General features: G+C 32.1%; 17 protein-coding genes. 7 read left to right on the top strand and 10 right to left on the bottom strand.

The genetic code is table 11. The annotated features are described in order from the left end of the window. Window positions 1-31: 31 nt before the first annotated feature. The 3 genes from BWZ22_RS14020 to BWZ22_RS14010 form a co-directional block, all read right to left on the bottom strand. Window positions 32-1,354 (bottom strand): hypothetical protein, encoded by a 1,323-nt coding sequence (locus tag BWZ22_RS14020; protein WP_076701038.1) that lies wholly within the window; start codon window positions 1,352-1,354, stop codon window positions 32-34. A 258-nt stretch (window positions 1,355-1,612) separates the two neighbouring features. Continuing rightward, window positions 1,613-2,059 (bottom strand): hypothetical protein, encoded by a 447-nt coding sequence (locus tag BWZ22_RS14015; RefSeq protein ID WP_076701036.1) that lies wholly within the window; start codon window positions 2,057-2,059, stop codon window positions 1,613-1,615. Window positions 2,060-2,194: 135 nt separating this feature from the next. Beyond that, on the bottom strand, window positions 2,195-2,683 hold the full coding sequence (locus BWZ22_RS14010; protein ID WP_076701034.1) for a histidine phosphatase family protein: 489 nt from the start codon (window positions 2,681-2,683) through the stop codon (window positions 2,195-2,197). 478 nt (window positions 2,684-3,161) lie between these two features. Between BWZ22_RS14010 and BWZ22_RS14005 the strand changes: the two genes are divergently transcribed. From BWZ22_RS14005 to BWZ22_RS13965, 5 genes are all read left to right on the top strand, one after another. Beyond that, a complete protein-coding gene (locus BWZ22_RS14005) occupies window positions 3,162-3,713 on the top strand; it encodes a hypothetical protein (RefSeq protein ID WP_076701032.1) in 552 nt (183 codons plus the stop codon). Window positions 3,714-3,751: 38 nt separating this feature from the next. Then, on the top strand, window positions 3,752-12,415 hold the full coding sequence (locus BWZ22_RS16510; protein ID WP_198027625.1) for an HYR domain-containing protein: 8,664 nt from the start codon (window positions 3,752-3,754) through the stop codon (window positions 12,413-12,415). Window positions 12,416-12,429: 14 nt separating this feature from the next. Next, a complete protein-coding gene (locus BWZ22_RS13975) occupies window positions 12,430-13,359 on the top strand; it encodes a type IX secretion system membrane protein PorP/SprF (protein WP_076701029.1) in 930 nt (309 codons plus the stop codon). 13 nt (window positions 13,360-13,372) lie between these two features. Continuing rightward, on the top strand, window positions 13,373-15,289 hold the full coding sequence (locus tag BWZ22_RS13970; RefSeq protein ID WP_076701027.1) for an OmpA family protein: 1,917 nt from the start codon (window positions 13,373-13,375) through the stop codon (window positions 15,287-15,289). A 64-nt stretch (window positions 15,290-15,353) separates the two neighbouring features. Further along, the gene (locus BWZ22_RS13965) at window positions 15,354-17,273 is read left to right on the top strand and encodes an OmpA family protein (protein ID WP_076701024.1); all 1,920 of its coding nucleotides are present in this window, start codon (window positions 15,354-15,356) and stop codon (window positions 17,271-17,273) included. Window positions 17,274-17,560: 287 nt separating this feature from the next. Here the strand turns inward: BWZ22_RS13965 and BWZ22_RS13960 are convergent, their stop codons facing one another. Continuing rightward, window positions 17,561-18,055, bottom strand: a complete 495-nt coding sequence (locus BWZ22_RS13960; RefSeq protein WP_076701021.1) for a CAP domain-containing protein — start codon at window positions 18,053-18,055, stop codon at window positions 17,561-17,563. Between the two features lie 165 nt (window positions 18,056-18,220). After that, window positions 18,221-18,868, bottom strand: coding sequence for a pyridoxamine 5'-phosphate oxidase (gene pdxH, locus BWZ22_RS13955; protein WP_076701018.1), 648 nt, complete (start codon window positions 18,866-18,868; stop codon window positions 18,221-18,223). A gap of 88 nt (window positions 18,869-18,956) precedes the next feature. On the opposite strand from pdxH, the gene BWZ22_RS13950 reads away from it, so the two are divergent. Continuing rightward, on the top strand, window positions 18,957-19,370 hold the full coding sequence (locus BWZ22_RS13950; RefSeq protein ID WP_076701016.1) for a hypothetical protein: 414 nt from the start codon (window positions 18,957-18,959) through the stop codon (window positions 19,368-19,370). Here BWZ22_RS13950 and BWZ22_RS13945 read toward each other — a convergent pair. The 5 genes from BWZ22_RS13945 to rpsA all read right to left on the bottom strand — a co-directional run bounded on the left by BWZ22_RS13945 (window position 19,367) and on the right by rpsA (window position 24,159). Then, on the bottom strand, window positions 19,367-20,272 hold the full coding sequence (locus BWZ22_RS13945; RefSeq protein ID WP_076701013.1) for a ribonuclease Z: 906 nt from the start codon (window positions 20,270-20,272) through the stop codon (window positions 19,367-19,369). The genes BWZ22_RS13950 and BWZ22_RS13945 overlap by 4 nt on opposite strands. Before the next feature lie 60 nt (window positions 20,273-20,332). Next, complete coding sequence (locus tag BWZ22_RS13940) at window positions 20,333-20,665, bottom strand: ribonuclease Z (protein WP_076701011.1); 333 nt, start codon at window positions 20,663-20,665, stop codon at window positions 20,333-20,335. Between the two features lie 3 nt (window positions 20,666-20,668). Next, entirely contained in the window at window positions 20,669-21,598 is a 930-nt protein-coding gene (locus tag BWZ22_RS13935; protein ID WP_076701008.1) for an aspartate carbamoyltransferase catalytic subunit, read from the bottom strand. A gap of 42 nt (window positions 21,599-21,640) precedes the next feature. Then, a complete protein-coding gene (gene pyrR, locus BWZ22_RS13930) occupies window positions 21,641-22,180 on the bottom strand; it encodes a bifunctional pyr operon transcriptional regulator/uracil phosphoribosyltransferase PyrR (protein ID WP_076701006.1) in 540 nt (179 codons plus the stop codon). A gap of 143 nt (window positions 22,181-22,323) precedes the next feature. Continuing rightward, a complete protein-coding gene (gene rpsA / locus BWZ22_RS13925) occupies window positions 22,324-24,159 on the bottom strand; it encodes a 30S ribosomal protein S1 (RefSeq protein WP_076701003.1) in 1,836 nt (611 codons plus the stop codon). Window positions 24,160-24,490: 331 nt separating this feature from the next. Here rpsA and BWZ22_RS13920 point away from each other — a divergent pair, with 331 nt between their 5' ends. Then, on the top strand, window positions 24,491-24,871 hold the full coding sequence (locus BWZ22_RS13920; protein ID WP_076701001.1) for a LysM peptidoglycan-binding domain-containing protein: 381 nt from the start codon (window positions 24,491-24,493) through the stop codon (window positions 24,869-24,871). The last annotated feature ends 56 nt before the right edge of the window (window positions 24,872-24,927 follow it).

Raw genomic sequence — 24,927 nt, 5'->3', positions numbered from 1 at the left:
TTTATACTCATATCATAATAATGTACAGTGATTAGTCTCCATTTACATCTGAATCAAGATTTGTTGCAATTATTTTATTAATTCGCAACCTGTAGTCTGGTCTTCTTTTATTTTGAATATCAATAAAAGTTTCTTCATTAGTACTTTTAGAATACACGTTAAAAAATGCCGCATTACCATACCAATTTTCTAAATCGTCATTATTGCTATTATTGTTAACGTATATATTACCCTTGCAGTTATTAAAATACATGTTTGTAAACCTAATTCGCTCAAGGTTTTCTTGATTTATACGAATTCTATCATCTAATATAACAGCAGGGTTAAACCCAGAAATAACGCTTTTGTTTATATCTAAAAAGGTTTCTTGCCCAACATAAATAGCTTCACTAACCAAGCCTTTTTCTATATCACTATTTAGAGTCTCACTATCATTAAGAAATGTTAAATTTTCGGCAACAACATGGGTTCCATTTTTTGAAAAGTCAACTTCTTGCTTATTATCATACGATAAAACCCTTAGACAACGAGAACCTTCACTACTAGATATATATGGAGATCTTACTGCTAAAGAATTTTTTAAATAACCTTGAGCCCCATAATTGAACACAAAATCATTACTACTTGTTCTATAAGAAACGGCTTTATTAATAGTAACCTCTCCTCCTAAAACTTCAAAAGCATCACCAGCACAGTAGCTAACCATTATATTTTCTAAAACTGTTTCTGACCCCACTCCTGCCAATAATAAACCATTAAGATAACCTGCGCCCTTAATTCTTTTACCTGCATACTCTATTCTAACATATTTTAATACACCAGAATTACTTATAGTATCATTACCACCATAATTTACATTAGCGTAATTTGAAGCATCTAAATTATCGTGTAAATTAGCAACAGAACCATTCCCGAATTTATTTAAAGGCGCATCACCCAACAACATTATCCCTCCCCAGTCTCCTGCACGTTTTAAGCTTTTGTTAGAAGAAAACACAATAGGATCTGTTTCTGTACCTTCAGCAATTATTTTTGCTCCTTTAGATACTGTTAAAGACGCTTTTGAGTTATAATCTGCTAAAACAACTGTTCCTGGCTCTATGGTAAGTGTTGCATTATTTGTAACAAAAACACTACCTACCAATAAATAGGTATCTCTTTTAGAAAGCCTTGTGTCTTTAGTTATGTTACCAGAAATAATTTGAGTTGGTTCTCTGTAGCTTTGTTGCTTAGGATTAAATTCTGTCCAATTATCTAACCAATTAGTATTACCAACTATTCCTTTTTCTTGTTGTGCAAAAATGTTAGCGCATAACAAAAATAATACGTAGGTTAATTTTGTAAAATTTTTCATAATCAATCGTTTATGATTTTGTAGAAATGGGGGTTCCTAATAATTCGATTCAAACATACAATAAAATCTACGAAATACCAAATTAATCGATAAAATACATTTTATTTATGTTAATTATCATTAAAAAAACTTCAGAAACCGCTTATTTTACAGATGTTTATTGGATTTTAGCTAAAAAAGGGAGTGATTTAAAAAGCAACCCCTTAATTTATTAATATTTATCCTATCCTAAAATAGCAATAACACTAAGGGTTTAATTTAATGAAACTCACTATATTCATGTAATGATTTTAACGTAGATTCATAAAACAGTATAGCAGATACTAAATTATCTGTATCTGAATACGGAAGTATTGTTTCCTGAAATTCCCTATTGGCTGTTAAAAAATCGGCAGTAGCTTCAAATTGTTCATCAAGAATCTTTCTATTATCATTATTATTAGGGATTCCTAAACTAGACATTGTAACTCCAGGTTTTGTTGCAAAAGCAATGTAAGGTAATAATTGAACTAAACTTTCAATTCTTTCAATATACAAACCTAGCAACTCTCCTTTTTGTTTTCTATCTAATTCTTCTTTACTGTGATATTTTCTTATAGCAACTTTATCGCTAATAATGCTTTTAGGTGTATTCTTTTTTTGAGCAAATCCAACTCCAGTTATAAAGAAAAAGCCAAAACAAAGTAGGATTAATTTAGTTTTCATTTTTAATAAGATTTGAGATTTAGACCGCTAATTTATACATTTTGTCATTAAAAACAATCATTTTATCGATTTTTTTTAATTTTTTTTTATAACCTAACTCGTAATTTAACTAAATGACTATAATTAAGGTAATTATTACTTTTTTAAATCTCTTGGAAATACTTTTAAAATTGTAGTTCCTCTTTCTAAATCTTGCCATTTTTTTATATCAAATTCAATAACTACCACTCCACTTGTTGGTACATTATCTATATATTCACTCCCATAAGTATTTACAAAAGTAGTTAACGCATAATTATGACCAAAAATCATTAAGTTGTTAATTGAATTATCACTACTTTTAATTACTCGTAATAAATCACTTCCTTCAAAATCATACAAACTATGATTATACTCCACAATATTTTCATCAATATTTAATTTTTCTAAAAAAATTTGAGCGGTTAGTTTAGTTCTTAAAGCATCACTTGATAAAATTTTATCTAAACTTTTTATTTTCCCTCTTAAAAAATTAGAAACAATACGCGCATCATTTATTCCTCTTTTTTTTAGGGGTCTTTCATGATCTATAACATTGTATTCCCATGAAGATTTTGCGTGTCTTATTAAAATTAAATTTTTCACATCAATCGATTAAATGCATTTTTAATCGACAAAAAGTTGTTTATTTCGATTAAAATCAATTTATTTGTTCTGTAAATATAATTAATTAGCTAATAATCAAATAATTTCAAAAAAAACAATAAAATTAAACACCAAGAAAATAGATAGTTAGAGAGGTCATTCGGTAAAAAACGCAAACAACCGATTAAATGTTGTTAAAATACTGTTAATCGAATTTATAAGTGATTTACCATTAATTTTTGAGAAACTAGCCACAACTTATTTCTTTTGTTTCACCTATTAAATATTGAAAGTATGACCCCAAATCTAATTTCTAAAGTAAATATGGTATTGAAGACCAATACTTTTCCCTCACTGTTTTTTCCCTCAAAAACTTTATTACTATTCGTTTTAATTGTTAATATTAATGACAAATAAGTGACTATGTAAGACTCTTTTGTGTCTCAAAAGTATTTTTTAATGTGTAATATTATTTATTATGGAAAATAAATCAACTATAAAAAAGTATACCTTTTCTCTATTTTTCCTTGTTTCATTTTTATCATTTACAGCTTTTGCTCAAGAAAATGGAATTTATGAATTGAAATCAGAATCTAATTCCACTACATTTAATAAAACTAGTTCTAAAGGATTTAGTGTTACAAAAAGTAGTAAATCTTCTATTGACTCAAGAAGTGAATTTAATAATCTTGCTTATAAACTACACACAACAGTATATGTTGAAAATAGTATTGTAAAAGCAAAATATGGTGATGGTGATGTCATTAAAATTATTTTAGAAGATATTAATTCTATAGAGACTCTTAGCTCTTTAATAGCAAAATACCCTAAAACTAAGATACTTATCATAAAATTAAATTCAATAAACGATTTAACTAAAAGTTACAACCTCAGTACAATGCTTAAATCAAATAATTTAAGATACCTATTAATACAAGGTAATTTTCCTTGTAATGAAAGTAATATGAATAATTTTATTAAAACACCCCAATCCATAAGAGTTTTTTACTCTTGTGCTTACTCTGATTAGTTACAAAATATACTGGTTAACAAAAGATGAACCTTATCATGAAAAAACTTTACCCATATATTCACTTTTTAAAACATAATAATTTTAATAAGATATTATGTATTCTCTTTTTTGCTATAGCAAGCATTAGTTCAACCTATGGTCAAGTTAGGGTTGATTTTGAAGCTAGAAAATCTCAAATTCCTCCCATCGATTCCATCTATAAGATTAAAGGTGATTTTGCTATGCTAGGTAATACCAACCTTACATTGCAGAATTACTCTACTACGGCAACTAATGACAATACAATGGTTTATGTTGACAGAGATGATATTGTTTTTCCTGGAAACACATTTAATACATTTAACTCATCTTCGGCTAATTTGCAATTTTCTACTGAAAATGGTGCTGCTGCAGAATGTTCTAAAATTATATATGCCGGATTATATTGGGTAGGTAGAGCAGATAGTGGAAATGATTCAAATTTAGATGGGGACAATAACTCAAACACCTTTGAGGTAACAAAGAATGGAATTACTAAAGTTTTTGATAAACAAAAAGTACTCTTAAAAGGTCCTTCTGAAGTAAATTATTCTCCAATAAATGCCAGCGAAATATATTTTCCTACTAATGCAGATCGTAATATATTTTCAGCATACGCAGATGTTACACAATATGTTCGTGATAATGGACCTGGAGAATACTGGGTTGCCGATATTGCTCTAAACGAAGGATTTATAGATTTGACAGGACTTTCTGGAGGTTGGGGCATGGTTGTTGTTTATGAAAATTCAGACATGAAATGGAGAGATATTACTGTTTTTGATGGTCATGCTTTTGTTAAAGGAAGTGACAATGATGAATATACTATAACTATTGATGGTTTTGAAGCTGCAACATCAGGCGATGTAAATATTAAACTAGGACTAATGGCTAGTGAAGGAGAACCTATTGGTGGTGATTATTTTGAAATTGAGGTTCAAAATTCAGGCAACTACCAAAGACTTTCCAATAACAATGGAATTACCAATAACTTTTTTACTTCTTCAATCTTAACTGGAAGTAATCCAAGAAATCCTAATTTAGTAAATAATACAGGGGTAGATATTTTTACCTTAAACGTTCCTAATACAGGAAATAGTTTAATAACTAATGGCCAAACTAAAACATCTTTTAAATATGGTTCAACCCGAGACACCTATGCTATATTCAATTTAACTTTTGCTGTTGACGCTTATGTACCAGAACCAGAAGGTATTATAAGTAACACTACAATTAACGGCAATCCTCCAGGTCCTACTAATAATTCTTTGGAGCCAAATGAAGAAGCCGATTATAGTATTGAAATAAAAAATACAGGAACAGAAGCTATTGATAATGCAGTTTTAACACTGCCACTTCCTGCTTCTGTAAACCCTAGTGGCTTAAATATTGTTAGTAATACTTATTCTCCGTTTTCAACAGCAAATACTCCATCTTACGTCTCGTCTATTGGAGTAAATGGAGCTATTGTTTGGGATTTAGGAACATTACCTTTACCATCAAACCCTGATGACGTTTTAGCAGATATAAGTTTCACCTTAACGGTAACAACAGATTGTAATATTTTAAGTGACCCTATGTTAGGACAAACAGTTTCCTTAGCGGGTACTTTAAGCGGTGTTGGTGCCATTTCTGGAGTTTCTTTTTCTACTGATTTAATACAAGGTTATGAAACTACTGGAGCATGTACAGGAGAACCTATACCTGTTCCACATATTATAGATATTGATTATGAAGATTTTGTAAACGAAGCCCCTGTAATAACAGCCCCTAGCCCAATAAATATAGATGGCTGTGATGAAAATGATATTACTGCTTTAACTGCAAGATATCCATATAGTGCTACCCAATCTGCCAATATAAAAGACTCATATGCCGATGTTGCAGGATATACTGCTTCTGATAATGGAACGATTGTAAGTATTACTTATACTGATGAAATAACTCCAAATTCAAACTGCCCGCTTGTAATTACCAGAACTTTTACAGTTACTGATGATTGTGAAAATACTGCTATAGCAAAACAAACTATTAATGTAAGCGATACAACAGATCCTGTTATTAGCGGTACTATCGCTGATACTACTGTTGAAGGTTGTGATGCTACAGATGCTACATCTGCTGTAACTACTGTTGCCGACTTAGAAGCGCTTGGTTTAACTATTGAAGATAATTGTACCGAGGATGCTAACTTAACTGTTACTAGCTCTGATTCAGCTACTGGTACGTGCCCTATTGTTGTGACTAGAACCTATACTATTACCGATACCTGTGGTAACTCTTCATCTGTAGAACAAACTATTAATGTAAGCGATACAACAGATCCTGTTATTAGCGGTACTATCGCTGATACTACTGTTGAAGGGTGTGATGCTACAGATGCTACACCTGCTGTAACTACTGTTGCCGACTTAGAAGCGCTTGGTTTAACTATTGAAGATAATTGTACCGAGGATACTAACTTAACTGTTACTAGCTCTGATTCCGCTACTGGCACATGTCCTATTGTTGTGACTAGAACCTATACTATTACCGATGCTTGTGGTAACTCTTCATCTGTAGAACAAACTATTAATGTAAGCGATACAACAGATCCTACAGCTCCAACTGCTCCTGCTGATATAACTTATCAATGTATTGATGATGTGCCTGCTCCTGGTGATTTAACTGCTACTGATAACTGTAGCGCTGATATTACTGTTACTGGAGTTGATAGTATTGACGACTCTGATGCTTGTAATATTGTTATTACTCGTACGTGGACTTTTACCGATGCCTGTGGTAACTCTTCATCTGTAGAACAAACTATTAATGTAAGCGATACAACAGACCCTGTTATTTCTTGCCCTACAAATATTACCGTAACTGCAGATGCTGGACAACCTAGTGCAAATGTTACTATTGCCCTTCCTACAGTTTCTGATAATTGTGATGCTAATGTGAGTTTTACTAATGATTATACCAATGCTGAAGATGCTAGTGGCACTTACAACCTAGGAACTACAACAGTAACTTATACCGCAACTGATGATTGTGGAAATACCACTGTGTGTTCATTTACCGTAACTGTAAACGATAATGAAGCTCCTGAAATAAATTGTCCGCCTACAATAGATGTTAGTTGTATCGGAGATGTTCCTGCTGCATATGCTAATTATACTGAATTTGAAAATGCTGGCGGTTCTGCTTCTGATAATAATGGTATTGATGAAACTACTTTTACTCTTGTTAATCAAACTAGCGATAACAATTCTTGTCCTGAAACTATTAGCAGAGTATATGCTATATCTGATTTTGATGGTAATACCTCTCAATGTACTCAACTTATTATTGTTAATGATGATGTAGATCCTACTATTAGCGGTACTATCGCTGATACCACTGTTGATGGTTGTGATGCTACAGATGCTACATCTGCTGTAACTACTGTTGCCGACTTAGAAGCGCTTGGTTTAACTATTGAAGATAATTGTACCGAGGATGCTAACTTAACTGTTACTAGCTCTGATTCAGCTACTGGCACATGCCCTATTGTTGTGACTAGAACCTATACTATTACCGATGCCTGTGGTAACTCTTCATCTGTAGAACAAACTATTAATGTAGATGATACAACAGATCCTGTTATTAGCGGTACTATCGCTGATACTACTGTTGAAGGGTGTGATGCTACAGATGCTACATCTGCTGTAACTACTGTTGCCGACTTAGAAGCGCTTGGTTTAACTATTGAAGATAATTGTACCGAGGATGCTAACTTAACTGTTACTAGCTCTGATTCAGCTACTGGCACATGCCCTATTGTTGTGACTAGAACCTATACTATTACCGATACCTGTGGTAACTCTTCATCTGTAGAACAAACTATTAATGTAGATGATACAACAGTTCCTACTATTAGTGGTACTATTGCTGATACTACTGTTGAAGGTTGTGATGCTACAGATGCTACACCTGCTGTAACTACTGTTGCCGAATTAGAAACGCTTGGTTTAACTATTGAAGATAATTGTACTGAGGATGTTAACTTAACTGTTACTAGCTCTGATTCAGCTACTGGTACATGTCCTATTGTTGTGACTAGAACCTATACTATTACCGATGCTTGTGGTAACTCTTCATCTGTAGAACAAACTATTAATGTAGATGATACAACAGATCCTGTTATTAGCGGTACTATCGCTGATACTACTGTTGAAGGTTGTGATGCTACAGATGCTACACCTGCTGTGACTACTGTTGCCAACTTAGAAGCGCTTGGTTTAACTATTGAAGATAATTGTACCGAAGATACTAACTTAACTGTTACTAGCTCTGATTCAGCTACTGGTACATGCCCTATTGTTGTTACTAGAACGTATACTATTACTGATGCCTGTGGTAACTCTTCATCTGTAGAACAAACTATTAATGTAAGCGACACAACAGACCCTGTTATTTCTTGCCCTACAAATATTACCGTAACTGCAGATGCTGGACAACCTAGTGCAAATGTTACTATTGCCCTTCCTACAGTTTCTGATAATTGTGATGCTAATGTGAGTTTTACTAATGATTATACCAATGCTGAAGATGCTAGTGGCACTTACAACCTAGGAACTACAACAGTAACTTATACCGCAACTGATGATTGTGGAAATACCACTGTGTGTTCATTTACCGTAACTGTAAACGATAATGAAGCTCCTGAAATAAATTGCCCGCCTACAATAGATGTTAGTTGTATCGGAGATGTTCCTGCTGCATATGCTAATTATACTGAATTTGAAAATGCTGGCGGTTCTGCTTCTGATAATAATGGTATTGATGAAACTACTTTTACTCTTGTTAGTCAAACTAGCGATAACAATTCTTGTCCTGAAACTATTAGCAGAGTATATGCTATATCTGATTTTGATGGTAATACCTCTCAATGTACTCAACTTATTATTGTTAATGATGATGTAACTCCTACTATTAGCGGTACTATCGCTGATACCACTGTTGATGGTTGTGATGCTACAGATGCTACACCTGCTGTAACTACTGTTGCCGACTTAGAAGCGCTTGGTTTAACTATTGATGATAATTGTACCGAGGATGCTAACTTAACTGTTACTAGCTCTGATTCAGCTACTGGTACGTGTCCTATTGTTGTGACTAGAACCTATACTATTACCGATGCTTGTGGTAACTCTTCATCTGTAGAACAAACTATTAATGTAAGCGATACAACAGATCCTGTTATTAGCGGTACTATCGCTGATACTACTGTTGAAGGCTGTGATGCTACAGATGCTACACCTGCTGTAACTACTGTTGCCGACTTAGAAGCGCTTGGTTTAACTATTGAAGATAATTGTACCGAGGATGCTAACTTAACTGTTACTAGCTCTGATTCAGCTACTGGCACATGCCCTATTGTTGTGACTAGAACGTATACTATTACTGATGCTTGTGGTAACTCTTCATCTGTAGAACAAACTATTAATGTAGATGATTCTACGCCTCCTGCTATTAGCGGTACTATTGCTGATACTACTGTTGAAGGGTGTGATGCTACAGATGCTACATCTGCTGTAACTACTGTTGCCGAATTAGAAACGCTTGGTTTAACTATTGAAGATAATTGTACCGAGGATGCTAACTTAACTGTTACTAGCTCTGATTCAGCTACTGGTACATGCCCTATTGTTGTGACTAGAACATATACTATTACTGATGCTTGTGGTAACTCTTCATCTTTAGAACAAACTATTAATGTTATTCCTAGCACTATTACTTACACAGCTCCATCTAATGATTCTTCTACTGCGGCTGAGTTTGATAATCCAGACCCAGATACAGCACAAGCTAACCTTGATGCTGACCTTGCTGCGTGGATAGATGCACAAAACACAACTATCAATGGAAGTGTTTCCGGAGGTTGTTCTCCTGTAATTACTAACGATTATGCTGGACAAACATTAACGTTCTGTTCTTCTGGTAGTGTTACCATTACTTGGACTATTACAGATAAATGTGAAACTATTAATAACATCACTGCAACTTATACATTTACGCAACCAGAAAGTATTAGTTTTACTAATCCTTCTAACAAAACTGTAGATACTTGTGACTTTGATAAAGATGACCCAGCTATAGCGCAAACAGACCTTGATGCAGATATTGCCAATTGGGTAACTGAGCAAACTAATACTATTACTAGTAGCCTTACTGGAGGATCTCCTGAGGTAACACATAACTTCACCAACCAGTCGATTGACTTGTGTATGGGTGGTTCTATAACCATTACTTGGTCTATTGATGATATTTGCGAAAATATTAATGTGGCGGCTACTTATACTTTAAATCCTGCTAGTACTATTACTTATGATCCGCTTTCTGATGATTCTTCAGATGCATGTGAATTTAATACAGATGATTTAAGTACTGCTCAAGCAGAACTTGATGCTGATATTGCTGCTTGGTATAATTCTCAGCAAGGAATAATTAGTGGAAGCCTTACAGGTGGTTGTTCGCCAGTAATTACAAGTGATTATAACAATGAGTCTATTGATTTCTGTACTGGTGGATCTATAACTATTACGTGGACTGTTGAAGATTTATGTGAAACTTTCACCCTAACATCAACATATACATTTACCAAACCAACAGAACCAGTATTTGATCAAGCTACTTTACCAACAGACATAACAGTAGAGTGCGATGCTGTTCCTGCTCCTGTAGTTCTAACAGCTTCAAATTCTTGTGGTGCAATTAATGTTGTATATACTGAAAATAGAATAGATGGCGATTGTGCTAGTAGCTATGTTCTTGAAAGAACTTGGGTTGCAACTAATATTTGTGATGTATCAGCTACACATCAGCAAACCATTACAGTTCAAGATACTACTGCGCCTGAATTAACATTACCACCTAATGTTTCTGCAGAATGTAGTGATGATTTATCACCTGTTTCATTTGGAACAGCAACAGCTACTGATAACTGTGATGACAATCCTGTTATTACATTTACTGATGTTAAAACAGAAGGCCCTTGCGAAGGTACATATACTATTACTCGTACTTGGACCGCTACAGATGCTTGTGGAAACTCTGTAAGTAAAGATCAGGTAATTTCAACATCTGATTTAACAGCACCTGAATTCGATCAAACCGAATTACCTGGTGACATTACAGTAGAATGTGATGGTATACCTGAAGCAGAAACCTTAACTGCCACTGATAATTGTGGTGATGCAACAGTAACTGTTCAAGACGAAAGAACTGACGGTGATTGTCCTTACAATTACACAATTAAAAGAACTTATACAGCGACTGATGATTGTGGATTAACTAAAACTCATGTACAAATCATAACTGTACAAGATATAACACCACCAACTTTTGTTGAAGCTCTTCCTCCTACAAATTTAGTTGTAGAATGTGATGCTGTACCTGAAGCAGAAATCTTAACTGCCACTGATAATTGTGGTAATGCTTCGGTAACTGTACAAGATGTAAGAACTGATGGTGATTGTCCTAACAACTATGTTATTGCGCGTACTTGGACGGCTACTGATGAATGTGGGTTAACAACTACACATACTCAAACAATCATAGTTCAAGATACTACAGCTCCGGTATTTGAATCTAATCTTCCAACTGATATCACAGTTGAATGTGATAATATTCCAGAGGTAGAAACCTTAACAGCCACTGATAATTGTGGTGAAGCAGAAGTAACTGTTCAAGACGTAATAACTGATGGAGATTGTCCTAACAATTACATCATAAATAGAACCTATACAGCTACTGATGAATGTGGATTAACAACAACACACACACAAATAATTACCGTTCAAGATACTACAGCTCCTACTCCAACTTCTACATATGAAGAAACATTAGAGGTGAGTTGTACAGACATCCCTGATGCTCCAGAATTAGAATTTGAAGATAACTGTTCTAGTTCTAGTAACTTAACTGTAGTATTTAATGAAACGAGTACTTATGAAGAAAATGTTTATGAAGACTATGTAATTACTAGAACATGGACTGTAAGAGATGAATGTAACAATGAAGCTACATACACCCAAACTCTCAATGTTATACTAGATGAAATAATTACAGACATTGTTGCTCCAGATTGGTGTTTTGATGAAGGTATTATAAATATGAATGATTTATTACCAGAAGATTTAAACACTAATGGTACTTGGGAAATGTTAGAAGGTGATACTGCGGCAACATTAACAGGTAATATATTTGACCCAACAACTTTAGAATTAAGTTTTGATTTCTTACCTGATGACGGTGGAATTGATTATAGATTTAGATACACAACCACTAATGAAGGATGTATAAGTATCACAGAAATAACAATGAATATTCATGCAGACTGTGTAGTATTACCGTGTGGTGAAAAAGATGTAGATATATCTACTGCTATCACTCCTAATGGAGATGCCTATAATGAAACATTTGAAATAAAAGGTATTGAACTATGTGGTTTTGAATATAATGTGAAAATCTTCAATAGATGGGGAGCTTTAGTGTACGAGTCTGATGATTACCAAAATGACTGGAATGGTACTAGCTCTAAAGCATCTGTAGGTAGTGCTGGTAAAGTACCTAATGGAACATATTATTATATAATAACTATAAAAGATAGTGGATTGCCTCCATTTACTGGACCACTTTATATTGGAACCAAATAAAAAAACCTTAACCTATGACACGTTTAAAACATTTAATATTAGCCTTTGCATTGTTTGGTTGTGCTTCAGGAATTGCGCAGCAATTACCTCAATTTACACAATACATGTACAATACAATTTCTGTAAATCCTGCCTATGCTGGTAGTAGAGAGGCTTTAAGTATTGTTGGATTACACCGTAGCCAATGGGTTGGTTTCAAAGGTGGGCCAATAACTCAAACTTTTTCAATTCATACTCCTTTACGTAATGATAGAATTGGTTTAGGATTATCTTTTATAGAAGATGATTTAGGTCCGCAAAACTTTTCATACCTATACGGAGATTTCTCATATTCAATACCAACTGGTTATGATGGTAAATTATCATTCGGATTAAAAGCTGGTTTTACACAGTTTAGTTTTGATACAGATTTTCGTCTAGATCCAGATAATCAAAATGACCCCTTAATTTATGGTACAGAAGACAGATGGACACCCAATTTAGGTGCCGGTGTTTATTGGAGTACTAATAGAATTTATGCAGGTTTATCTGCTCCAAGAATATTAAATAATGACTTTAGCAACAAAAATGATGATTTTGAAGCTTTAGAACGTATTAGTTACTACTTTACAGTTGGTGGAGTAATAGACCTAAGTAAAAACATTAAATTTAAACCAGCTGGTTTAATTAAAGCCACTAACGGAGCTCCAATGTCTTTTGATTTAACAGCAAACTTCTTGTTTAATGAGAAGTTATGGCTAGGTGGTTCTTATAGAATTAATGAACAAACAGCTGCTATTGGTGGTATTGCAGATTTTCAAATATCTAGACAATTACGTATAGGTTATGCCTATGAAAAACCAATTTCTGACATTGCAGATTATACATCTGGAACTCATGAAATTTTATTAATGTATGAATTTAAGTTCTTAAGTTCTAAACTAAAATCACCAAGATATTTCTAATATAAATCATGATATGAGATCAAAACATTACATATTAGTTTGTATCACATTAGCTTTAAGTTTTTCTGCTTTCCCTCAACAAGGAAGACAAAAAAGAGCAGACACTTTATTTAACAAATTTTCTTTTGTTAAAGCTGCTAAAGTTTACCAGGAGCTTATTCAAAAAAATTATAATAAAGACTACGCTACAAGACGTTTAGCAGATTGTTATGCTTTAATGAGAGACCCTAAAAATGCGTCTCGTTATTACAAAAGTGTTGTTAAACAAGAAAATGTTCCTATCGATTATTATTATCGCTATGCTCAAGCTTTACGTGGTATTAAAAAATATAAAGAATCTAGTATCTGGTTAAAGAGATATAAAGATTCTGGAGGTGTTGTAAATTCTAACGACTTCTCAAAAGACGCAAATTTTATTACCAGTGTTTTCAATGCTAAAAAGCAATATTTTTTAGATAGAGTTAGATTTAACTCAAAATATAGTGATTTTGGTGCTTTTGAGCATAATGGCAAAGTATATTTTGCTTCTTCTAGAGATGAAGGCGTTTCTATAAAACGCTTATACGGTTGGAATGAACAGCCTTTTTTAGATGTTTATGTAACAGATGTTGGTTCTAGAAAAAATGTAGATCACACAGGTAAATTAAAAGGTGATGTTAACTCCATCTATCATGATGGACCAGTTACCATTACTAAAGACGGTAAACACATGTACTACTCTAGTAATAACTTCAGTAATCAAATTGAATTTAAAGATAAAAAAGGCATGACCAATATGAAAATATACCGTGCTACTTATAGAGACAGTATATGGACAGATATTGAAGACCTTTCAATAAACAGTGATGCTTTTTCAACGCAACACCCTGCTCTAAATAAAGATGATAACAAACTTTATTTTGCCTCAGACAGACCAGGTGGATATGGAGGATCTGATATTTATGTAGTTGACATTAATCCTGATGGCTCTCTGGGAGAACCTAAAAATCTGGGACCAATAGTAAATACAGAAAATGCTGAAGGTTTTCCTTTTATGAATCAAGAAGATGTATTATTCTTTTCTTCTGATGGACATACCGGTTTAGGGCTTTTAGACATTTTTGCAACTATTAAAGATGAAGAAGGTAACATTGCCGATGTAGTTAATTTAGGAGTACCTATTAACTCAAACAAAGATGATTTTTCATTCACTATGAACCCTAACGGAATAACTGGTTATTTTGCTTCAAATAGAGCTGGTGGTCGTGGTTCTGATGATATTTATGCCTACCATAGAGAACCAACTTTACATGTGGAAGGGGTAGTTACAGATGCAATTAACACACAACCTATAGAAGGTGCAAAAATTACTTTATTTGATGATAAAGGCAACCAAATTGCTTATATGGAAACTGATGAAAACGGTTTTTATCAAATAAATATAGATAGAAATCAAGATTATAAAATTGTTGCAAACCAAGATAAATATATTGAAGATTATAGAGAATTCACTTCGAAAAACATTCAAACGGAGTTAACTACTATTAATGCTAATTTATTATTAAACCCCGTTCCTAACGTGGTGAAATTAGCAGAATTAAATACCATTTATTTTGATTTTGATAGTCATAAAATACGTAAAGATGCTGCTGAAGAGCTTGATAAAATAGTTGATTTAATGACTAATGATTATCCAGAAATGGTCATTAGAATTGAATCACATACAGACTCTAGAGGTGCGCTTACTTATAACGATAAATTATCTATTGATAGAGCTAACTCTACCTATGAGTATTTAATTTCTAACGGCATAGATCCTGCTAGAATTACTGCACATGAAGGTTTTGGTGAACGTAGATTAACAAATGGATGTGAAGATGGCGCAAAATGTGAAGAAGAAGAACATCAATTAAACCGTCGTACACAATTTATTGTGGTAAAAATGGAATAAACTCACACCTATTTGTGTGGTTACATAACTATAACCAGTAGATTTTTAATTTAAAAAAGACCCCATGAAATTAAAAAATTACATATTAGCCTGTTTTGCTATACTAATTAGTATTACAACCTACGCACAATATGGCTTTCAAAAAAAGGCAGATAATCTATTTAACAAATTTGCTTTTGCAGATGCTGCAGAAGTATATCATGAACTTATAAATAAAAACTATAATGCAGATTATGCTACAAGACAATTAGCCGATAGTTATGCTTTTATGCGTAACCCTGATAGTGCTGTTGTTTACTATAAAAAAGTAGTTGAGCAAAAAAATATTCCTATAGCATATTATTATAACTATGCACAAGCATTAAGAGGGGTTAAAAACTATAAAGAATCTCGCAAATGGTTACGTAAATACAAGAAAGAGGGTGGCAAAATTAATGATCTTAATTTTTCAAAAGACGAAGATTTTATCAGCTCTATATTCAATGCTAAACAACAATATTTTTTAACCGATGTTAAGTTCAACTCAAAATATGCAGATTTTGGAGCCTATGAGCATAACGGTACTATTTATTTTGCTTCATCAAGAGACGAAGGTGTTTCTTCTAAACATATTTATGGATGGAATGGAGAACCTTTTCTAGATATCTATACAACAAGTAATCGTACTGATAGTATTGTAAACCATAAATCTAAATTAAAAGGAGATGTAAATAGCATTTATCATGAAGGTCCTATTACCATCACTAAAGATGGTAAAACCATGTATTTCTCTAGAAATGACTATAACAAAAATACTTTAGGAAATGACCAAAATGGTATTACAAATTTAAAAATTTATAAAGCCTCATTAATTGATGGCGAATGGACTAATATTGAAGAACTTAGTTTTAATAATAATTCATATTCTAATGGGCATCCTGCTTTAAGTCATGACGAAACAAAATTATATTTTGCTTCAGATATGCCTGGAGGATATGGTGGATCTGATATTTATTACGTTGATATAAAAGACGATGGCACATACGGAACACCACAAAACGCAGGAAATATAATTAATACTAATAAAAATGAACGTTTCCCTTTTGTAAACAGTGAAGGCATTTTATTCTTTGCTTCAGATGGTCACCCTGGTTTAGGTATGTTGGATATTTTTGGAACTGTTTTAGATAAAAACAACAATATAGTAAGCGTAATAAACTTAGGCGTACCAGTAAACTCCAGTAAAGATGATTTTTCCTTCTTTATGAATGAAGATGGTTTGTCTGGTTTCTTTGCTTCTAATAGAAATGGTGGCGTTGGTAGTGATGATATTTATGCTTATGATAGAATTCCTAATTTAATTATTGAAGGCACCGTAACAGATGCCAATAACAATGAACCCGTATCTAACGCATTGGTTACTTTAAAAGATATTGGTGGTAATAAAATTGCCGACTTAATTACTGATGAAAACGGTTATTATCAAATAAATATTGATAGAGACACCAATTATATTCTTGATACTAAAAAGGAAAACTATGTTGATAACAGTCAAAATGTTACCTCAAAAGGAGTTAAAAGAAGTGTAACAAGCATAACAACAGATATAACTTTAAATCCAGTTTCTATTGAAGATATACCTATTGAAGAACTGTATCCTATTTACTTCGATTTTAATAAATATAATATTAGAGAAGATGGTACAGTAGAATTAAACAGGATTGTTAATTTAATGATGAATGTTTACCCTAATATGGTTATTAAAATAGAATCTCATACAGACTCTAGAGGACCTGATGCTTATAATCTTATTCTTTCTCAAGAAAGAGCAAAAGCAACATACGACTATTTAATTAAAAACGGTGTAGATCCTTCCAGAATTACAGAATACAAAGGCTACGGTGAAGAAAAACTAACCAATAAATGTGATGGAACCGTTAAATGTACCGAAGAAGAACATCAATTAAACCGCCGTACACAATTTATTGTTATAAAAATGAAATAGCTTATAATATATTACAACTCATAAACCATCATTAGATTAATTCTATTGATGGTTTTTGTTTTTATATACTAAGAAGCTTTAAAACAAACTAACGCTCAAAAAATAACTGTATAATAAAAAACCCTTTCATTTCTGAAAGGGTTTTACCTAAAGCTAAATTTAACAACAAAAAGTCATTAAAATAACCTATTTAATTTTTTAATTACACAATACCTCTATTATGTAAAGCTGCTAATAATCAGTAAATCAAATAAGGTTATAAGGTTTACGCAACTAATAAAGCAGCGTTATTTTTTTATGAAAATATTGGTGAAATACCATCTGCCTTTTTCATTCATTTCAGCAGCAACATCACAATTAGTAAAATCACCTTCTATATTGGCTTTATGACCTTCACTTTTTAACCATGCGTTTACAACGGTTTCTGCAGTACTATAACCGTAAGCAACATTTTCAGATACTTTTACAGCTCCGGCATTTTCTTTTAAATAATTACTACGTGTATAAAAATAATCATGAGAAACCTCTCCTGTATCAAGCATATAATCTGTATGACTGTATGCAACAGACTTAACTATGGTCATATCCTCTAAAGGATTTAAACCTAAAGATAGCCTGTGGTTATTAATATACTCTAAAATTTCAATTTCTATTGATTTTGTTTCGGGTGTAATAAGGCTTAACTCTATTTCTTCGGCCTTATCATCAAAACTGTCTGTTGAGCAAGAAAAACTCAAAACAGCTAACAGTGCCAATAATGGCAATTTTGTTAACAACTTCATAAGTAGGTAAATTTAGATTTGGTCTTATAAAGTTATTAACTATGTACTGCTACTGCATATATTAAATATTAAATTCGATAAACGACATATTTCAAATCGATAAAAAACATATTTTAACGATTAAGTGTAGTTTAAAGTATTCAAATCTGCATTTAATCGGATTAATTAAGGAGATAATCGATTTATTTGCCAATTATAATCTGGCTGAAGTGTATATCTAATTCTATCATGTAATCTATTAGGCCTACCTTGCCAAAATTCAAATTCAACTGGTTTTACAATATAACCTCCCCAGTTTTTTGGTCTTGGTATTTCTTTACCATTATACTTAATTTCTAAGTCAGATAATTTTTTATCTAAAGATTCTCGGCTTTCAATAATTTCACTTTGGTTTGATGCTAAAGCCCCCAATTGGCTACCACGTGGTCTAGATTCAAAATAACCATCGCTTAAATTTTCAGCAATTTTTTCAGCCTTCCCTTTAATAATAATTTGACGTTCTGCACCATGCCAAAAAAACGATAAACAAACATTAGGATTTTGTTCTATTGCTCTTCCCTTTTCACTTAAATAATTGGTATAAAAAATAAAACCTTCATAGGTGTATTTCTTAAGCAATACTACCCTATTTTTGGGGTATCCATCAAGGCCAAAAGTAGAAATTGTCATGGCATTAGTTTCATCTTCTGTAAAAAACTTATCCACTTCAAAAAACCATTTTTGAAACAATTCCATAGGGTTTTCGGGTACTTCATTTAATAGTAACTCACCCTTTTCATAAGACTTTCTATAATTACTTAAATCTGTTTCCATAATAATACAAAATAACAAAAATTAAATGTCACATTAGCTATTAAATATTAAAGAACTTTATTAAGTTTGATGCCCCTAATAACTAATTATGAAATTTAAAAATTCTAAGTTTTTTAACACCCTTAAGCATGTTGAAATTGTAAAACCTTTTGGAAATTTTTATTTTTTTGAAAAATTTATCTTGTCTGAAGTAAACGAAGGATTTCATTTTGATTGGAAAATGATAAAAGAAGTTATGGAAGAGGCTGTTGCTTTTTATGGAAGTGACGTAAAATTAGGCTATATTTCTAACAGGGTAAACTCATACTCTATAAATCCTCAATCATGGAATATGGTTAAGGAAGAATATAATATGATTGCGGCAGGAGCTATTGTTACTTATAGCACCATGACTTTTATGAATGCTACAATAGAAAAACAGTTTTCTGAAAATAGTATAAAAAGATGTTTATCTTTAGATGAAGCAATAGATTGGATAGTTAAACTGAAGGAGTTAAATTAAACTTCAAAAGTTTTACCGTCTTCTGCTAATTCAACAGGCTCAAATACTTCTTGCGCTTCTGTTTTAAAGCCATTAAGGTCTTTATAACGCGTAGAATAGTGCCCTAATAACAACTTGCCTACATTTGCTTTTTTTGCAATGGTAGCGGCTTGTTTTGCAGTAGAATGCTTAGTTTTTGGGGCTAAATGTGCTTGAGTTTCTAAAAATGTAGATTCATGATATAATAAGTCTACATGTTTTATTAATGGCACAATGTCTTCTTTATACATAGTATCGCTACAAAAGGCATAACTTTTTGGCTTATCACCACGTTTTGTAACGGTTTCATTTTTTATGATTACTCCATCTTCATTTTCAACATCAAAACCTTGTGTTAGTTTTCTATAATAAGCTACATTAATATTAGCTTCTTCAACTTCCTTAATATTTAATTTTCGCTTTCCTTCTTTTTCTTTAAATAGAAAACCATTGGTATATATTCTATGATTTAAAGGAATGGTATGTACTTCTACCTTTTCATCTTCAAAAATTAATTCAGATTCTGTTGAAGTTAATTCATGAAAAATAAGATTATAATTAGTCCAGGAATCGGCTAATTTCATCTGTAATGTAATAACTTCTTTAATGCCTTTTGGACCGTAAATATGTAAATCTGCTTCTCTTGTAAGTAGTCTAAAAGTTGAAATTAAGCCAGCTAAACCAAAAAAATGATCACCATGTAAATGAGAAATAAATACGTGTTTAATTCTATTAAACTTTATTTTGTGTCTTCTTAGCTCTACTTGGGTACCTTCTCCACAATCAATTAAAAACATATGTCCTTGCACCTCTAAAACCTGAGATGTTGGATTGGTTAAAATTCTTGGTGTGGCACTATAACAGCCTAAAATGGTTAATTTCATTAATTGTTTTTGTTCATTTGTTTACTGTTTAGTTAATCTAACAGTTAACAAATTTATATTTTAAAGCCCTAAATCTCGTTCCATTTCTTCCATTTCAATAATATCATAGGCTTCTTGTATGGTAGGCACAACTATAATTTCATCTGGAACTTCTTCTAAATCTATTTTATTAGTAACTATTACAAAAGATTGTTTAGCTGCTCTATGTGTATTAGATAGTTGTAAAAACTCAACTATTTCTTCTAAACTAATTTTGTTTAGTGTTGTTAAATTAACTATAATATTATTGTTTTTATACTTTGGGTATAAAGCCTGAAGTTTTTTAACTAACTCTATAATTGTGGCTTTTTCTTGAGTTACAATGGTAATATTTCCGTCTTGATCAAAAATCATAATTTACTGTTTTATTTTTGATGCTAGTAAGTAAATAACAGCCATTCTTATTGCTACACCATTTTCTACTTGATCTAGAATAATTGACTGGTTAGAATCTGCTACATCACTAGTAATTTCTACACCTCTGTTAATTGGACCAGGGTGCATGATTGTTATTTCTTTATCTAAAGAGTTTAACAACTCTTTACTAACACCAAACTGTTGTGTGTACTCTCTTGTTGATGGAAAATAACTTATATCCATACGTTCATTTTGTACGCGTAACATATTGGCTACATCACACCAATTTAATGCTTTTCGCAAATTTGTTTCTACTTTAACCCCAAGTTTATCAATATATTTTGGTAATAAAGTTTTAGGGCCACAAACCATAACTTCTGCGCCTTGTAATTGCAACGCAAATATGTTTGATAATGCTACTCTACTGTGTAAAATATCTCCAACTATTACTATTTTTTTCCCCCCTACTTCACCTAGTTTTTCTCTTATAGAATAGGAATCTAATAGCGCTTGGGTTGGATGTTCATGCGCTCCATCGCCTGCATTTACAATACTTGCATTTACATGTTTTGATAAAAATATTCCTGCTCCTGGATTAGGATGACGCATAACAACCATATCTACTTTCATTGATAAAATGTTGTTAACGGTATCTATTAAAGTTTCTCCTTTTTTTACTGATGATTGTCCTGATGAAAAATTTATAACATCTGCAGACAAGCGTTTTTCGGCTAGTTCAAATGATAATTTTGTTCTTGTGGAATTTTCAAAAAATAAGTTGGCAATAGTAATATCTCTTAGCGAAGGTACTTTTTTAATAGATCTATTAATAACCTCTTTAAAATGATCGGCTGTTTCAAAAATAAGTTGAATATCTTTTTGGTTAAGATATTTAATTCCTAATAAGTGATTAACACTTAATTCGCTCATTGTTAAGTTTAAAGTTTAAAGTTTAAAAACTTTAGTTAATATTTATGTTTCAATTAAGTAAACAGCGTCTTCTTTATCATTTTCTTTCCAGTTTACTTTAACTCTTTCTTTGTTTATAGCATCTACTTGACGACCTCTGTAATTAGGTTGAATTGGCAAATGCCTACTAAAACGCCTGTCTATTAACGTTAAAAGTTCAATTTCATTGGGTCTACCAAATGATTGAATTGCTGTTAATGCAGACCGAATGCTTCTGCCTGTATATAAAACATCATCAATAAAAACCACGTTTTTATTTTCTACCAGAAAGTCAATTTCAGTAGTATTGGCTTCAAGAATTTTTTCTCCTCGTCTAAAATCGTCTCTAAAAAACGTAATATCTAGATGTCCTAATTGTATGTTCTTAACTTTATAGTCTTCGGTTAGCATTTTAGCCAAACGATTTGCCAAGTATTTACCTCTAGGCTGTATACCAATTAAAACTGTGTTAGAGAAATCATTATGGTTTTCAATAAGTTGACAAGCCAATCGGTGAAGAATGATGTTTACCTCTTTTGCGTTAAGTAAAACTTTTTGACTCATATACTATCCAAACGTATTTGGCTTACAAAGGTAATGCAAAAAATTAGAAGTTAAAACATAAAACATTAATGATATACCTTATAATTGAAAACAAAAAAAGCCTTCAATTTCTTGAAGGCTTTTTATTTATTTAGAATATCTTATTAAGATTTTCCGTCTAATTTATCTTTAAGCGCTTGTAAAGCATCATTAGCGTCTCCTAAAGTTGGTTTAGCTTCTGCCGCTGCTGCTGCTGCTTTTTTAGCTGCCGCTTTAACGTTTTTAGCTTCCTCTTCTTTAAAGATTGCTGTATGAGATGCTACAACACGTTTAAATTCTTTGCTAAACTCAATGATTTTAAATTCAGCTTCTTCACCTTTTTTAAGTTTGCTACCATCTTCTTTTTCTAAATGACGAGTAGGCACAAATGCTACGATATCATCATTAAATTTAACAGTAGCTCCTTTGTCAACTATTTCTTCAATAGTTGCTTTATGAGTTGTATCTATAGCAAATTCTGTTTCGTATTTATCCCAAGGATTTTCAGTAGTTTGTTTGTGACCTAAACTTAATTTACGTCCTTCAACATCTAATTCTAATACAATAACATCTAATTTATCTCCTACAGAACAGAACTCACTTGGGTGCTTAATTTTCTTAGTCCAAGATAAATCTGAGATATAAATTAACCCATCAATACCTTCTTCTAATTCTACAAAAACACCAAAGTTTGTAAAGTTACGTACAACACCTGTGTGCTTAGAACCTAATGGATATTTACCAGTAATATCTGTCCAAGGGTCTGGAGTTAATTGCTTAATACCTAAAGACATTTTTCTGTCTTCTCTATCAAGTGTTAAGATAACTGCTTCAACTTCATCACCTACAGAAACAAAATCTTGAGCAGAACGTAAATGCGTAGACCATGACATTTCAGAAACGTGAATTAATCCTTCAACACCATCAGCTACTTCAATAAACGCACCGTAATCTGCAATTACAACAACTTTACCTTTTACTTTATCACCTACTTTCACCTCTTCTGCAAGAGCTTCCCATGGGTGTTTGCTTAATTGTTTTAATCCTAATTGGATTCTTGATTTATCTTCATCAAAATCAAGGATTACAACATTAAGTTTTTGGTCTAATTCTACAATTTCGTTAGGGTGATTAATTCTAGACCAAGAAAGATCTGTAATATGAATTAATCCATCTACACCACCAAGATCAATAAATACACCGTAAGATGTTACGTTTTTAACAACACCTTCTAATACTTGACCTTTTTCTAACTGACCAATAATTTCTTTCTTTTGTTCTTCAATATCAGCTTCAATTAAAGCTTTATGAGAAACTACTACGTTTTTAAATTCGTGGTTAATTTTAACAACCTTGAATTCCATAGTTTTGTTAACATACTGGTCGTAATCTCTAATTGGTTTTACATCAATTTGAGATCCTGGTAAGAATGCTTCAATTCCAAAAACATCTACAATCATACCTCCTTTAGTTCTGCATTTAACAAAACCGTTAACAATTTCACCAGTTTCGTGTGCTTTATTTACACGATCCCATGCTTTAATTACTCTTGCTTTTCTGTGAGATAATACTAATTGCCCTGTAGCGTCTTCACGTACATCAATTAATACTTCTACTTTGTCTCCTACTTTTAAGTTTGGATTGTAGCGAAACTCATTTAAAGAAATAACACCTTCAGATTTTGCATTGATATCAATAATTGCATCTCTATCAGAAATGTGAACTACTGTACCTTCTACAACTTCATCATTTAAAGTGTCTACAAAGTTTTCTGCTACTAATTTTTCAAATTCTTCAAGTTGTTTATCATCAACTTCATCAATACCTTCTTGGTAATTGTGCCAGTTAAACTCTTTTAAGAATTTTTCAGGATTTGCTTGAGCTTCAGATACTACTGGAGCTTCTTTTTCTGTTGAATTTTCTTGTGCTTCAACTTCAGCTTGTTTTGCTTTTTCAGCCATTTAATAATTAAACAATGTTTGAATTTCCGCTTATATACGGAAAAGCAATTACATTGTGATTTGTATTCTGCATGCTTGGAAAGAATTAAGCAAATAACACACAGAAGTGTTAATTTTACTACTATTCCGTTCCCTTTGTCTTTCCATAATTCGCCAAAAGGAGCGCAAAAATACACATTATTGACTTAATTACCTAAAAATGAACAAACAATATTAAATGTGACTATTTAAAATATCTTGTGTCTTAATTAACAGAAACTTAAATTTTAATAAGGTATTACCTTAATAAATTCATTATATTTAACCTTAACATTAATATAAATTTTTAAAAATGGCAGTAAAAGCAAAATATCAAGACGTTTTAGATTTAGGAGAATCTTTAAATATTAAAAACGGTGATGTGCAAGTAGAAGGCGATATGCTTAAAGTATGGGGTACAGCAAATACCCAGTATGAAAAAAACCTAATTTGGGATAAAATAAAAGAAATTGGTGGTGAAAATCCATCTGATATTATGGCAGACATTAAGGTTGCAGACGAAAGTGTTTACCACAGACATGTTGTAAAAAGTGGTGAAACTTTAGGTAAAATAGCTAAACATTACTATGGAGATGCCATGAAATACAAAGAAATTTTTGAAGCAAATAGCGATACTTTAAAGAACCCAGATTTAATTTATCCAGATCAAGAACTAGTTATTCCAAATTTATAGAAAATTTAATCTATCTATTTATACTAAAGCGGCTTTATGCCGCTTTTTTTATTTAG

This window comes from Seonamhaeicola sp. S2-3 (genome assembly GCF_001971785.1).
In the GTDB taxonomy this organism is placed as follows: domain Bacteria; phylum Bacteroidota; class Bacteroidia; order Flavobacteriales; family Flavobacteriaceae; genus Seonamhaeicola.
The sequence above is the reverse complement of the archived record's forward strand: the minus strand, read 5'-3'. Positions and strand labels throughout refer to the sequence as shown.

What these genes read in the sequence shown, in the direction of transcription:
- BWZ22_RS13965 (WP_076701024.1), top strand. Translation starts at nt 15,354, where the DNA reads ATGAAATTAAAAAATTACATATTAGCCTGTTTTGCTATACTAATTAGT.
- BWZ22_RS13920 (WP_076701001.1), top strand. Translation starts at nt 24,491, where the DNA reads ATGGCAGTAAAAGCAAAATATCAAGACGTTTTAGATTTAGGAGAATCT.
- BWZ22_RS13960 (WP_076701021.1), bottom strand. Translation starts at nt 18,055, where the DNA reads ATGAAGTTGTTAACAAAATTGCCATTATTGGCACTGTTAGCTGTTTTG.
- BWZ22_RS13935 (WP_076701008.1), bottom strand. Translation starts at nt 21,598, where the DNA reads ATGAGCGAATTAAGTGTTAATCACTTATTAGGAATTAAATATCTTAAC.
- BWZ22_RS14015 (WP_076701036.1), bottom strand. Translation starts at nt 2,059, where the DNA reads ATGAAAACTAAATTAATCCTACTTTGTTTTGGCTTTTTCTTTATAACT.
- BWZ22_RS13950 (WP_076701016.1), top strand. Translation starts at nt 18,957, where the DNA reads ATGAAATTTAAAAATTCTAAGTTTTTTAACACCCTTAAGCATGTTGAA.
- BWZ22_RS14005 (WP_076701032.1), top strand. Translation starts at nt 3,162, where the DNA reads ATGGAAAATAAATCAACTATAAAAAAGTATACCTTTTCTCTATTTTTC.
- BWZ22_RS13975 (WP_076701029.1), top strand. Translation starts at nt 12,430, where the DNA reads ATGACACGTTTAAAACATTTAATATTAGCCTTTGCATTGTTTGGTTGT.
- BWZ22_RS16510 (WP_198027625.1), top strand. Translation starts at nt 3,752, where the DNA reads ATGAAAAAACTTTACCCATATATTCACTTTTTAAAACATAATAATTTT.
- BWZ22_RS13970 (WP_076701027.1), top strand. Translation starts at nt 13,373, where the DNA reads ATGAGATCAAAACATTACATATTAGTTTGTATCACATTAGCTTTAAGT.
- BWZ22_RS13945 (WP_076701013.1), bottom strand. Translation starts at nt 20,272, where the DNA reads ATGAAATTAACCATTTTAGGCTGTTATAGTGCCACACCAAGAATTTTA.
- BWZ22_RS14020 (WP_076701038.1), bottom strand. Translation starts at nt 1,354, where the DNA reads ATGAAAAATTTTACAAAATTAACCTACGTATTATTTTTGTTATGCGCT.
- rpsA (WP_076701003.1), bottom strand. Translation starts at nt 24,159, where the DNA reads ATGGCTGAAAAAGCAAAACAAGCTGAAGTTGAAGCACAAGAAAATTCA.
- pyrR (WP_076701006.1), bottom strand. Translation starts at nt 22,180, where the DNA reads ATGAGTCAAAAAGTTTTACTTAACGCAAAAGAGGTAAACATCATTCTT.
- BWZ22_RS13940 (WP_076701011.1), bottom strand. Translation starts at nt 20,665, where the DNA reads ATGATTTTTGATCAAGACGGAAATATTACCATTGTAACTCAAGAAAAA.
- pdxH (WP_076701018.1), bottom strand. Translation starts at nt 18,868, where the DNA reads ATGGAAACAGATTTAAGTAATTATAGAAAGTCTTATGAAAAGGGTGAG.